General features: G+C 50.2%; 18 protein-coding genes. 7 read left to right on the top strand and 11 right to left on the bottom strand.

The window, feature by feature from the left end:
* The first annotated feature begins 304 nt into the window (after positions 1-304).
* Positions 305-730, top strand: coding sequence for a VOC family protein (locus tag J4F31_10405; protein MCE2496968.1), 426 nt, complete (start codon positions 305-307; stop codon positions 728-730).
* A 96-nt stretch (positions 731-826) separates the two neighbouring features.
* Complete coding sequence (locus J4F31_10410) at positions 827-1,075, top strand: hypothetical protein (protein MCE2496969.1); 249 nt, start codon at positions 827-829, stop codon at positions 1,073-1,075.
* Position 1,076: 1 nt separating this feature from the next.
* Here J4F31_10410 and mazG read toward each other — a convergent pair whose 3' ends face one another.
* The 11 genes from mazG to J4F31_10465 are packed head-to-tail and all read right to left on the bottom strand — an operon-like array spanning position 1,077 to position 7,231.
* Positions 1,077-1,853, bottom strand: a complete 777-nt coding sequence (gene mazG / locus J4F31_10415; protein ID MCE2496970.1) for a nucleoside triphosphate pyrophosphohydrolase — start codon at positions 1,851-1,853, stop codon at positions 1,077-1,079.
* A 1-nt stretch (position 1,854) separates the two neighbouring features.
* Positions 1,855-3,564, bottom strand: coding sequence for a M3 family oligoendopeptidase (locus J4F31_10420; GenBank protein MCE2496971.1), 1,710 nt, complete (start codon positions 3,562-3,564; stop codon positions 1,855-1,857).
* Complete coding sequence (locus tag J4F31_10425; GenBank protein MCE2496972.1) at positions 3,565-4,005, bottom strand: DUF5606 domain-containing protein; 441 nt, start codon at positions 4,003-4,005, stop codon at positions 3,565-3,567. It abuts the gene before it with no gap.
* Positions 4,002-4,535: a hypothetical protein gene (locus tag J4F31_10430; GenBank protein ID MCE2496973.1), complete on the bottom strand. Its 534-nt coding sequence runs from the start codon at positions 4,533-4,535 to the stop codon at positions 4,002-4,004. The genes J4F31_10425 and J4F31_10430 overlap by 4 nt, the downstream gene beginning before the upstream one ends.
* Positions 4,532-5,107, bottom strand: a complete 576-nt coding sequence (locus J4F31_10435) for a peptide deformylase (GenBank protein ID MCE2496974.1) — start codon at positions 5,105-5,107, stop codon at positions 4,532-4,534. The genes J4F31_10430 and J4F31_10435 overlap by 4 nt, the downstream gene beginning before the upstream one ends.
* A complete protein-coding gene (gene ruvX / locus J4F31_10440) occupies positions 5,104-5,526 on the bottom strand; it encodes a Holliday junction resolvase RuvX (GenBank protein ID MCE2496975.1) in 423 nt (140 codons plus the stop codon). The genes J4F31_10435 and ruvX overlap by 4 nt, the downstream gene beginning before the upstream one ends.
* A 31-nt stretch (positions 5,527-5,557) precedes the next feature.
* Entirely contained in the window at positions 5,558-5,896 is a 339-nt protein-coding gene (locus J4F31_10445) for a hypothetical protein (GenBank protein ID MCE2496976.1), read from the bottom strand.
* Positions 5,897-6,205, bottom strand: coding sequence for a hypothetical protein (locus J4F31_10450; GenBank protein ID MCE2496977.1), 309 nt, complete (start codon positions 6,203-6,205; stop codon positions 5,897-5,899).
* 41 nt (positions 6,206-6,246) lie between these two features.
* A complete protein-coding gene (locus tag J4F31_10455; protein MCE2496978.1) occupies positions 6,247-6,474 on the bottom strand; it encodes a hypothetical protein in 228 nt (75 codons plus the stop codon).
* The gene (locus J4F31_10460; GenBank protein ID MCE2496979.1) at positions 6,471-6,677 is read right to left on the bottom strand and encodes a helix-turn-helix transcriptional regulator; all 207 of its coding nucleotides are present in this window, start codon (positions 6,675-6,677) and stop codon (positions 6,471-6,473) included. The genes J4F31_10455 and J4F31_10460 overlap by 4 nt, the downstream gene beginning before the upstream one ends.
* Positions 6,674-7,231 carry a hypothetical protein gene (locus J4F31_10465; protein ID MCE2496980.1) on the bottom strand — a complete coding sequence of 186 codons (558 nt, stop codon included), beginning with the start codon at positions 7,229-7,231 and terminating at the stop codon, positions 6,674-6,676. The genes J4F31_10460 and J4F31_10465 overlap by 4 nt, the downstream gene beginning before the upstream one ends.
* A 159-nt stretch (positions 7,232-7,390) precedes the next feature.
* Between J4F31_10465 and J4F31_10470 the strand changes: the two genes are divergently transcribed.
* The 5 genes from J4F31_10470 to J4F31_10490 are packed head-to-tail and all read left to right on the top strand — an operon-like array spanning position 7,391 to position 12,052.
* On the top strand, positions 7,391-8,206 hold the full coding sequence (locus J4F31_10470; protein MCE2496981.1) for a 2,3,4,5-tetrahydropyridine-2,6-dicarboxylate N-succinyltransferase: 816 nt from the start codon (positions 7,391-7,393) through the stop codon (positions 8,204-8,206).
* Entirely contained in the window at positions 8,206-9,315 is a 1,110-nt protein-coding gene (locus J4F31_10475) for a glycosyltransferase family 4 protein (GenBank protein MCE2496982.1), read from the top strand. Before J4F31_10470 ends, J4F31_10475 begins: the two co-directional genes overlap by 1 nt.
* Positions 9,316-9,324: 9 nt before the next feature.
* Entirely contained in the window at positions 9,325-10,080 is a 756-nt protein-coding gene (locus J4F31_10480; protein ID MCE2496983.1) for a glycosyltransferase family 2 protein, read from the top strand.
* A gap of 34 nt (positions 10,081-10,114) precedes the next feature.
* The gene (locus J4F31_10485; protein ID MCE2496984.1) at positions 10,115-11,527 is read left to right on the top strand and encodes an HD domain-containing protein; all 1,413 of its coding nucleotides are present in this window, start codon (positions 10,115-10,117) and stop codon (positions 11,525-11,527) included.
* A 6-nt stretch (positions 11,528-11,533) separates the two neighbouring features.
* On the top strand, positions 11,534-12,052 hold the full coding sequence (locus J4F31_10490; protein ID MCE2496985.1) for a hypothetical protein: 519 nt from the start codon (positions 11,534-11,536) through the stop codon (positions 12,050-12,052).
* Positions 12,053-12,368: the final 316 nt, after the last annotated feature.

Consider the following 12,368-nt stretch of genomic DNA (forward strand, 5'->3'; position numbering starts at 1 on the left):
ATACCAAATCCCCCATTTCTTTTGAACGAAATGTAGCAATTCTTCAAACGCTCCCCACAAAATGGACGTGACCCGTAGCCAAGGGTTCTGAAATCACTTAACACAACGTTCTTTTTAAGGTTATTTACGGGTGACAAATCAAGTAGATCTTTGTCCTGTAAAAAGCCCAACTTGGCATCGATATAGGAGTAGTTTTCTTTTCATAGTAGATTCAGTTTAGGTTAATGACATAAGCGGCGGGTGAATACCCGCCGTTTGTGTTTTTTATCTAACTTGATATCAAATCAAAATCACTCCTTTAGCTATGACCTCCTACTCCGTCTACTTGAATTTTCTTGGCACTTGCCGCAAAGCCTTCGACCGATATAAATCCATCTTCGGTGGAGAATTCGAATCGGTATCCACCTTCGGAGAAATGCCTCCACAAGACGGGATGCCCATACCGGAAGAAATGAAGGATATGATCATGCATATCTCCTTGAAGGTGAATGATAAAATGTCGTTTTTTGGAAGTGATACGGGCGGACAGTGGGCCCCGGATTTCAGTGTTGGCACCAATATGTCGGTGTCTTTGGACATTGACACACGTGAGGAGGCTGATCGATTGTTCGATGAATTATCGAAAGACGGTAAGGTGACCATGCCAATGAACGAGACCTTTTGGGGCTCTTACTTTGGCCTGTGTACCGACGAGTTCGGGGTACAGTGGATGTTCAGTGTGGCTATCTAATCTATATCGCTTTGAAGAAAAATCTATTGACCTGCCGCGCTCCGTTCGATGAACTCATGCGTCTCGTGATGGTTGGTCAAAGGAAAGGGGAAATTCATGAATCTATGGACTGAATGGGCCGGGAAAGGTGGAGATAAACTTCTCGACAGGGGTGCTCCACTCGGTCTTGCAATCATCATTAAAGCAGACAGCACCGTTGATAATGGAACTGACCCCATATGTGGCTATTCCATCATTCAGGCCGAAAACGAGAACGATGCTGTGGAACTCGTTAATGGATACCCGCATCTTTCGTGGAGATTGGAAAGTTGTGAAGTGAAAATTCAGGAAATGATGTCGATGTAGATCATTTCTTCGCCGCTTCCCAATACACGTCCATCTCCGCGAGGGTCATATCGGCCAAGGATTTCCCATCGGCCCGCAGGGCCATCTCCATATGCTGAAAACGCTGAATGAACTTCTTGTTGGTGCGCTCGAGTGCATCTTCGGGATTTACATCGATAAAGCGCGCATAGTTGATCAGCGAGAAAAGTAGGTCGCCAAACTCCCCCTCCATGCGTTCTGCGTTACCCGAATCGACTTCCTCTTTGAATTCGTTCAGTTCTTCTTGTACCTTATCCCAGACCTGATCGCGGTTATCCCAGTCGAACCCAACCCCGCGCGCCTTGTCCTGAATGCGGGATGCTTTCACCAGCGCAGGCAAACTCTTGGGAACACCTTCGAGTACGCTCTTTTTGCCTTCTTTGAGCTTGATCTTCTCCCAGTTCTGCTTCACTTCCTCCTCATCCTGAACCTCCACATCGCCGTAGATGTGCGGGTGGCGTTCGACGAGTTTATCGCATACCGAATGTAGCACATCGGCCACATCGAAAGCGCCTTTTTCGTCGCCGATCTTCGAATAAAATACCATGTGCAGCATTAAGTCGCCCAACTCCTTCTTCACCTCTTCCAAATCGGCATCTAGGATAGCATCAGCCAATTCGTACGTTTCTTCGATGGTGAGGTGGCGCAGGCTTTCCATGGTTTGCTTGCGATCCCAAGGGCACTGCTCGCGGAGCTCGTCCATAATGGTCAGCAATCGTTGTAAGGCCTCTAATTTTTCCGAGGTCGAGTGACTGGGCATCTTATAGGTTTTTCCATTCGTTGTACACGAAATCGGCCAGCTCTTGCACGTAGTTCAGGCTGAAGTCGAACCGTACACCGGCGCGCTGATAAATCTCGCCGATACCTTTAGTATATCCCAGCTGCAGCGCAGCTTTATAATCGGCCAGCGCCTGAACCGGATCATCTTTGTACCAACGCCAAATGGCGATCGCCCCCAACTGTGCCATTCCGTACTCGATGTAGTAGAACGGCACTTCAAAAAGGTGCAATTGCGCTTGCCATTGATTGCGCAGCTCGTCTTCGAGCCCCGAATAATCGACCACTCCGGCACTTTGCTGCTTCTTTATTTCGAGCCAGGCGGCCTCTCGGCCGGATGCGTCGTGATCGTGCGTATAAAGCCAGTGTTGGAAGCTGTCGATCGTTGCGATCCAGGGCAATACCTCCAATACTTTTTCCAGGTGTTCTTTCTTGGCACGTCGAGTCAAGTCCTCATCGTCAAACAACAAGTGCCAGTGTTCCATGCTAATGAGCTCCATCGACATGGAAGCTAGCTCAGCCACTTCGGATGGAGTTCTTTGGAATTCCTTGATCTCGAAATCGCGAGTCAAAAAACTGTGCACCGCGTGTCCACCTTCGTGTGCCAAGGTCACGAAATCGCGCAACACACCGGCGGCATTCATAAAGATGAACGGAACACCTGTTTCGTACAGCGGATAGTTGTATCCACCCGGTGCCTTGCCCTTTCTGGATTCAAGATCCAAGTGGCCCATTTCGTCCATCTTCACCAGGCAATCGGCGAAAAATGGATCAACGGCCATAAAGACCTTCAGTGTCTTAGCGAGCAAGTCATCTTCAGTGCCGTCGAAGACCTGAAGGGGATCGCGGCCTTCGGGATCAACGTGCGTATCCCAGGGCCGCAGAGTATCCAGCCCCATTCTTTGTTTTCGGCCCTCATCGAACGAGCGTACGACCGGAACGATGGCCTCGGAGATGCTTTTGTGAAAATCGATACAGTCGTCCACTGAATAATCGAACCGGCCCAGTTCTTTAAACTTGAAATCGCGATAGTTCTCAAAATCCGCATTTCGTGCAACTTGTTGACGCTTTGCAATGAGTTGGTCGAACAGTTCGTTGAGCTCATCTTTTCGAGCCAAACGCGCCTGTTGCACGTGCCGGTACACATCCTCCCGAAGGGAGCGATCGTTCTCCCTCAACAGAACACCGGCTTGTTGCAAGGTGATCGATTCGCCATGCCACTCAATTTCCATGGCACCCGTGATGGCTCCGTATTTCTGAGCTAATTCGGCTAGTTCTGTCTGAAGTGGGATATTCTCCTCGCGAAACAGTTCGATCTGCTCACGAATCCCTCTGGTATAAATACGGTAGGTATCGTGATCGAGCTTCTGAAAAAAGGGAGATTCTACTGCTTTGACATTCAGGGCATGCTCTTTGGGTGCGACCTTTGGCAGTACCTCCGCGATCATGATCTTGTAAGCAGCGGAAACTTCTTCACTAGCCGTATCGCGACTCATGTGAATATAACGCCAGCCAAGCTCCTCGGCGAGCGCACTTTCGAGTTCACTTCGATCCCGCAACCATTGCTCCAGATCATCAACCGAATTCAATGCTCTGCGCTCGAGCTCATCGTAATACGGTTCAATTTGATTCCAATCGTCCATAGCCAGTTCATCGGATATGAACCGGCGCTTTTTCGGGGTCAATTCAAGCATTTATTCTTCTTCGTCCTTTTTGGCTTCGCTCGCGGCTGATTCAGCTTCCGATTCGGCTTCGGCCTCAAGAAGCCCTTTTTCCTCCAACAGATTGTACCATTGAATCACCTTTTTGATGTCTGAAGCATACACGCGATCGGTGTCGTAGTCGGGCTCCACTTCGGCAAAGTAGGCTACTAGCTTAGCACCGCTGTCCTTGTGTTTCACCGGTGTTGGTCCACTCTCCTTATCCTTGATCGCCTTAAAGATCTCGCTAAGGGGTTTCTCCTCACTCCAAGTGAAGATTGCGATGTCGCTAAGGGCCGAAATGTTCGAGGCCTGACTTACGGGTATGCGTTTCCCGTCGAGCAGAGACTCCACGATGATACCACTGCGACTTTGAGCGACGAGTTTATACAAACCGGGTTTTCCGGCAATCGACAAAATTCCTTCTAAATTCATTCCTTCTCCGTTCCTTGATTTTGATTCTGTTCCCAATCCTTTACTACGTCCTCGATAGGGCGATCCATTACTGCTAAAGTATTGCGAATATCTTGTGCCCGAGCTCCTTCGGGGTACTTCTGTAGATATTCGGCATACGACTTCCGCGCATATTCGGTAAGCCCAACGTAGTTCTCAAATATAAAGCCTTGGTAGAACAAGGCTTCAGGCGCCAGTTCGTGATTCGGATAGGTCTGCTTCATGCGATTGAAGAGCTGTATCGATTTCCAATACTCCCCAATGCCCATCGACACCTCGGCAGCTTTGAACAAGTAGTCCGCCGTTCGAGCGGTGTCGGCGACGTTGCTATCGGCATAGGCTAAATAGAGCTCGATCATTGTTGCTCCGGCTTTGGGATCTACGACTCCGGTGGTGTCGTTAAAAAGAATAGCCTCTTGTGCTTCGATCGCTCGAACCGCCTCGGGTTGCTGCGACTGGCACGCAAATGACAAGGTTAAAACGAGAAATAAGGGCAATGCTTTTTTCATCATTTGATAGTACTTCCTTTTGAAGAGAAAATGCGCATTTTGTAATCGGCCTGCACTTTCCCTTTGGCTATATTATTCATTTTACCTTTCAGCATTCTGCGTCGAATAGGTGTTACCCGATCGGTAAAGACTATACCGTAAACGTGGTCGTATTCGTGTTGGATCACCCGGGCAGCCAATCCGGTGTAGGTTTCCTCATGGGTATTGAAATCGCGATCCTGATAACGAATCGTTACTTGCTCTTGTCGATCGATATCAATACGCAGGTCGGGAAAACTCAAACACCCTTCATTGAAGGTCCATTCATCGCCCTCTTCGGAGAGGATCACCGGATTGATGAATACTTTTTTAAAGTTTTCCAGGCTTGGTTCGTCCTCGGCGAATGGAGATGCATCAACGACGAATAGCTTCAGTCCTTGCCCAACCTGCGGTGCAGCCAAACCTACTCCGTGGGCCGAGTACATGGTTTCGAACATGTTATCGATGAGTTCCGACAAGCCCGGATGACCGGGAGTTAGCTCTTTCCCCTCTTGTTGAAGCACAGGGTCTCCATATGCTACGATCGGTAATATCATGAGCACCTTGATTGTTGATCGAGCCACGACTGCAAGATCAATACGGCACTGATCTCGTCGACGTTGGCTTTGTTTTTTCTGTCCTTCTTTTTCATGCCCATTTCCAGCATGGCCCTCGAGGCCATTACGGAAGTGAAGCGTTCATCGACCCGGTCGATCCGCACCTGCGGATGGCGTTTATTCAACGATTTTTCGAACTGGTCGACCAAGGGCATGCTCTCGGCTTCCGTGTTATCCAGGTGGCGCGGATCACCCAAGACAAAGACTTCGACGTTCTCGCGGTCGAGGTAATCTGAAACGAATGCGAATACCTCATTCGGAGCCACGGTCTTTAAACCAGATGCGATCATCTGAAGTTCATCCGTTGCCGCAATTCCTATGCGCTTTTTACCTATGTCGAAAGCTAGTGCTCTGGGCATGAGCGCAAAAGTAGTAAAACCGAAGGGATCGTCAATCGATGAGCCACTCCATTAGGCTCAGTAGGAGCTTGTAGTTGTTGGACGCTCGGTCGCTATTCATTCCGGCTTTGAAGGTCCCTTGCTCCGTCTCCACTACTTGAGCCGTAAACATGGCGGCTTCGCCCCATAGGATCACCTTGCCCTTCCCGTATTCGCGCACTGCTCCTTGCGACCAACCCGAAGCTGAAAAACGAGGGGGTTCCGAGTTGAATCGCCACGCTGTGTCGGGCTCCAAGCTGAGCCATTTTTCATCGAGGGGCATAATGTTCCTGAAAGCGTCATTGACCTCAAAGGCCTGTCCGGTAAAGGAGTAGATGCTGTCGCTCCGCAATTAGGGCCTGATACCGTTCACGATCGGGTCATTGGCCAAGGTTCCGCACGATCTACATAAAAGCGTGGCTCCGTTCTGCGTGGTATCGGCACCAAATCCATCGTGAAATGTGGCACCGAAAGGTTTGGCCAGGTTAGCCGCTGCTCCGGCAAAGGGCATGTGATCGGCGATCAGCCATAGTCGTCCGCCCGAGGCTACCCACTCGTCCACCGCCTTCACTTCTTCATCGGTAAAGGCCGAGTATATAGGTCGCCACCAACGGCCTTGATTTTGAGCATTGATCGGGTTGGATATCACCAGTACGTCCATCTTCTCGAGGCTTTCGCGGGTAAATAGTTGGCCATTCGCCTTTACCTGATAGCCATCGCGTTCGAGGAGGATGCAAATGCGCGGTAACCGCCATCGAGCTTATGAAAGTTATTGTGCGCTCCGTCGATGTAGACGGTTGCTCCTTCACCCGGTTCAAATAAAGGGTCGACGATGGGCGGGCTAAACGATGTGTCGGGATATTTCTGCGCAGTTGCCCATCGGCCCGTGAGGGCCAAAAAAAGAAAACAAAGGAGAAATGACCTTTTCATGATTCGCTGTATTCGAGGAGATCTCCGGGTTGGCATTCGAGCGCTTGGCAAATGGCAGCCAGCGTTTCAAAACGCACCCCTTTGGCCTTACCGGTTTTCAATAAAGATAGGTTTGTGACGCTAATGCCCACGTGTTCCGCCAAATCTTTGAGCTTCATTTTACGACGCGCGAGCATAACATCGATATTGACGACTATGCTCATACGATGAGTTTTTGCTCTTCGGACAGCTGGCGGCCTTGATCGAATACCCGCGCAATGATGACACAGGCCAACGCAAAAAGCAGCAGCCCAATTGGAAAATGAAGCCCGAAAGAGAAGTTATCCGAAGTCAGTAGAAAATTGAAGCTGCTCAGGATCGAAATGAAAAAAGCGTATCGGGCCATGGTCTCAAAGGCCTTTATGTTTTCTTCGTAAAAGGTCTTCAAGGTGGCCAAGTTGCTCAGTACGCAAAGCCCTTGCTGCATGATCGCCGCTACCATGGCCACAAATGCCGCTGTGCGTATAAACACCCAATAGAGCATGATATTCGGAATATCGCTCAACGGAACGGCGGCCTCGCCACTACCCACCCGGGTCAATGGCGCAAGTCCGAATCGCGCATTCCCCAAGGTCCGGGCTTCCACATTACTGTAGAATTGCGGATCAAAATGCCAATGAACCAAGAAAATGACGATCGCCGTTGCAAAGATCCCCAGAAAGACCGGAGACAACCGCAACAGGAAGCGTGCCCAAGAAATGTATTTGTCTTCACTCATAATCTTTAAATTTGGTTCAAATATACATTTATTTATGTTTTACATAAATTTATAGTTGTTTAATATAATATTAACTCTATGGCCCTACGGGCCGATGCACGACTGAGCACGGCCATTCACCCCCTGTGGTGGCGGGGTTGTTTTTCTATCTTTGACGCCATGGAAAAATTGAGACAAAAGATCGAAGCGGCTTGGGACGATCGCTCCCTACTTGAGCAGCCCGATACCATTGAGGCCATTGTAGAAGTGGTGCGATTGATCGACAGCGGTGAATTGCGCTGTGCCGAGCCCACGGACGATGGATGGCAGGTGAACGAATGGGTCAAGAAAGGGGTCGTGCTCTACTTCCCTATTCGCAAGATGGAGAAGCTCGAGGTCGGCATTTTCGAGTACCACGATAAAATTCCACTGAAAACAAATTATGCAGAATTGGGTGTGCGGGTTGTGCCCCACGCCATTGCTCGCCATGGGGCATATGTTGCTCCCGGGGTCATCATGATGCCTTCTTACGTGAATATCGGAGCCTACGTAGATTCCGGCACGATGGTCGATACATGGGCGACCGTAGGTTCCTGCGCCCAAATAGGAAAGAATGTTCACTTGAGTGGAGGAGTCGGAATCGGCGGAGTTCTAGAACCGTTGCAAGCGGCCCCGGTGATCATAGAAGATAACTGCTTCATTGGGTCGCGCTGTATCGTGGTCGAAGGAGTTCATATCGAGAGCGAAGCCGTGTTGGGAGCCAACGTGGTATTGACCGCCAGTACCCGCATCATTGACGTTACCGGTGACGAGCCGGTTGAGATCCGCGGACGAGTACCCCGCGGCTCTGTGGTAATTCCGGGCAGCGTGCCGAAAGAGTTCGCGGCCGGAACCTACAATGTTCCGTGCGCGTTGATCATCGGCAAGCGAAAAGAAAGTACGGACAAGAAAACGAGCTTGAATCAAGCCTTGCGCGATCACAACGTAGCCGTGTAATGAAGATAGGATTCGACGGAAAGCGGGCCGAGCATAACTCATCCGGCCTGGGGAATTACAGTCGCGATGTTATCCGCGGATTGTGTGCCCTGGAGTCGGCGAATGAATACGTGCTTTATTCGCCCAAAAAAGGCGACGGCTTTGATTTCGGTCACGACCGCTTACAGCGGAAATATCCAAGTGCATGGAAAGATCGCCTCGCCCCTGCCCTTTGGAGGCGGAAAGGTATCGTCAGCGACCTACATGAAGATGGGGTCGACCTTTTTCACGGGTTATCCAATGAGCTGCCTTCGGGGATCGATGCATTCAACGGTAAATCGATCGTTACGGTGCACGACCTGATCTTTGAGCGATTTCCGGACTACTACAAACGGATCGATCGCATGATCTACCGCAGCAAGACCAAAGAGGCTTGTGCTTCGGCCGATCGGATCATCGCTATAAGTGAGCGGACCAAAAAAGACCTCATCGAGTTTTACCGGGTACCGGCCGAAAAGATCGCCGTGGTTTACCAAACGTGTCACCCCGGATTTCAGAAAGAAGTTAAACCGGAGACCGTTCAGCAAATTCGCACGGGATACCAACTGCCCGAAAAGTACGTACTTCAGGTCGGAACCATTGAACCGCGTAAGAACGTTCTAGGTTCTTTGGAGGTCCTTGCCATGCTGGATAAAACGACCTTGGTCTTGGTTGGCAGAAAGACCGATCATCAGAAGGAGGTCGATCAGCGGATCGCGGACCTCGGTCTCGAGAATCGAGTGAAGATACTCGACGATGTGCCAATGGCCTTTTTACCGGCGTTGTACAAAGGGGCTCAACTGACCTTATATCCGAGTTTTTTCGAGGGGTTTGGGATTCCGATCATCGAGTCGTTATTCCAAGGCACGCCGGTCGTGGCCAACGCTAAGGGGTGTTTTAAGGAAGCCGCCGGTGCTTTCGGCACGTATGTCGACGTGCACAAGCCGGAAAGTATTGTGGAGGGTGTAAGGGCTGCATCGCGCCGCGAGTCGCATACTATAGAACTGGAGGAGCATCTTCAGAAATTCACCTTGGAGCGCACTACTCGGGCACTGTACAACGAGTATTTGCGCGTTGTCAAAAACCGCTAACTTTCGCTCGTGGAGAAAATTACCGCCATAATTCCATGCTTTAACGAGGAGCAGACGCTCGAGGCCGCCATAGAATCGGTGAAATTCGCCGATGAATTGTTGGTGGTCGATTCGTTCAGCACGGATGCGAGTTTGGACATTGCGCGGAAACACGGGGCACGCATCATTCAGCGCGAATACGAGAACAGCGCGTCGCAAAAGAACTGGGCCATTCCGCAGGCTAGCCACGAGTGGATCGTTTTGCTCGATGCCGACGAGGTAGTTCCTATGGCCCTACGGGCCGAAGTGGAAGCGACCGTGGCCTCAGACCCTTTGGAGGTGGCGTTTTGGATTCCGCGAAGAAACAAGTTCATGGGCCGCTGGATCCGTTATTCGGGTTGGCAGGGAGACCGGGTGATCAGGCTCTTTAGGAAGAGTAAATGCCGCTACGAAAATAAGCACGTGCACGCCGAGGTGCTCGCGGATGGACCCGTTGGGCAATTGAAGAACTCCATTGATCACGACACCTATCTGGGGCTCAACGCCTATGTGCGCAAGCTCAACCGCTATGCCGATTGGCAAGCGCGCGATTACCACCCCAAAACCGGGCGCATCGGATTCTACCATTTGTGGTGTAAGCCAGCCTTTAGATTTTTCAAACACTATTGGTTGAAGGGTGGATTCAGAGACGCCGTTCCAGGGCTAGCGATCAGCTACCTACAGGCCTATGCCGTGCGCATGCGCTATCTCAAGATGTGGGATTTGCGGCGCACTGGGAAGCTATAGCTTTTGTACCTTTGCAGCCGTCTAAATCCAATGGATGGAATCGCACCTCGAACCCGAGATATTCGCTTATATACAGCGCGCCGCTGAGGCTAAAAATGTAGAGACCTATGTCATAGGCGGGTACGTTCGTGACTGCTTATTGCATCGCGGCCGACCCAAGGACGTGGACATCGTAGCGGTAGGGAGCGGGATCGAACTCGCCGAGGCCGTAGCCGCATTATTGCCCCACAAACCCAAGGTACAGGTCTTCAGGAATTTCGGCACGGCGATGTTGCGTCACGGTGACTGGGAAGTCGAGTTCGTAGGAGCGCGAAAAGAGAGCTACAGGGCCGATTCGCGTAAGCCGATCGTTGAGGACGGAACTCTGGAAGACGATCAAAAGCGTCGCGATTTTACCATTAATGCACTAGCGCTTGGGCTTAACAAAGATAACTTCGGAGAGTTGCTTGACCCGTTTGGCGGAGTGCGTGACTTGAATGATGGAATCGTAAGGACTCCACTTGATCCGGGTCGCACCTATAGTGACGATCCCTTGCGCATGATGCGGGGTATTAGGTTCGCTACTCAGCTCGGATTCGAGATCGAAAAAGAGAGTTTTGAAGCCATTTCGCGCAACGCCGCGCGCATTGAGATTATTTCTCAGGAGCGGATAACCGATGAACTGAACAAGATCATGATGGCTGAAAGGCCCTCGGTTGGCTGGAAGCTCTTGGAAGAAACCGGTTTGCTCGAACATTTTTTTCCCGAGCTACTAACCCTTAAAGGTGTTGAAGACGTTGACGGCCAAACGCACAAGGACAATTTTTACCACACTTTACAAGTGACCGATAACCTGGCGGCGACCTCCGAGGATTTATGGTTGCGCTGGGCAGCTCTTTTACACGACATTGGAAAGCCGGTGGTAAAACGGTACGACAAAAAGATCGGTTGGACCTTTCATTCACACGAATTCGTGGGGTCCAAGATGATCCCCAAGATCTTCCGTAAATTGAAGTTGCCGATGAACGAGAAGATGAAGTACGTGAAGAAGCTGGTTAAAATGAGCAGTCGACCCACTGCCTTATCGGGTAAAGAGGTGTCCGATTCCGCGGTTAGGCGTTTGCTCTTTGATGCCGGAGAAGATGTAGGTGACCTGATGCTGCTATGCGAAGCCGACATGACTACTCAGTACGAGTGGAAGCGCATGAAGTACTTGCGGAACTATCAAATCGTCCGACAAAAACTGAAAGAGGTCGAAGAGCGAGATCGGATCGTGAACTTTGAGCCTCCGATCAGCGGTGAGGACATCATGACCACCTTTGATGTTCCACCGAGTAGGATCATTGGCGATATCAAGAACGCCATTAAAGAGGCCATTTTAGAAGGAAAAATAAAAAACGAACGCGAGGAAGCCTGGAAAATGATGATAGAGCTCGCGTCGGAACAAGGGCTGAACCCTAAAAAATAACAAGCTATGATCTATAGAATGCGCGTGATCCTGGACAGTCAGGATGATATTTTTAGAGACATCGAGATCCGGCACGACTCTACATTTGAAGACCTACACAACAGCATTCAGCAGGCTTTTGGTTTTGACGGAACCCAGATGGCCTCTTTCTACGAAAGTGACGACGATTGGGAGCAAGGCGATGAATTGCCTCTATTCGCCATGGGCGATGATCAGGAAGGAATGTCGGATCTGGCCATACATCAAAAGCTCGAAAAGAAGAATCAGCGCATGCTGTACGTGTACGATTTCTTGAGTATGTGGACCTTTTTCGTCGAAGTGATGGACATTTTTGAGCCCGAAAGCGGAGTCGATTACCCACAATTGGTTCTTTCTGTAGGCAACACTCCTGACGAAGCCCCGGACAAAGACTGGGACAGTGCAGGTGAAGATGGCGAAAGTAAAGGCTCCGACGACATCTTCGACGGCGATGACTCCTTTGACCAGTATGGGTACGACGATGAAGATGGAAGCTCGTATTATTGACCCTGTAGTTCAGTAAATTCGCAGCTTCTAGTCAGCTTGCCGCATGGGCGGCAAGGTCGTTTCGCTTAACGCAAGGTATGGTTGAAAGAACTCCTTGGGTGGATTTACCCATCCCTAAATGGTTTTTTAATCCTTCTTTGTCAGGGATCAGGTCTTTTTTATGGGGAGTAGCAGGATCAGGCGAATACTTTTTGGATTCTATAGAGGAACAGTTTCGTATCGCTAACTCCTTTGAGAGTTAAGTGACTCGGCATGTGCGTTAGTACTGCGATTATTAAAGAAGGCCGGTATACCTTCCTGATGATTGATAATGGCT

It is taken from the genome of Flavobacteriales bacterium, from assembly GCA_021296215.1.
GTDB lineage: Bacteria > Bacteroidota > Bacteroidia > Flavobacteriales > ECT2AJA-044 > ECT2AJA-044.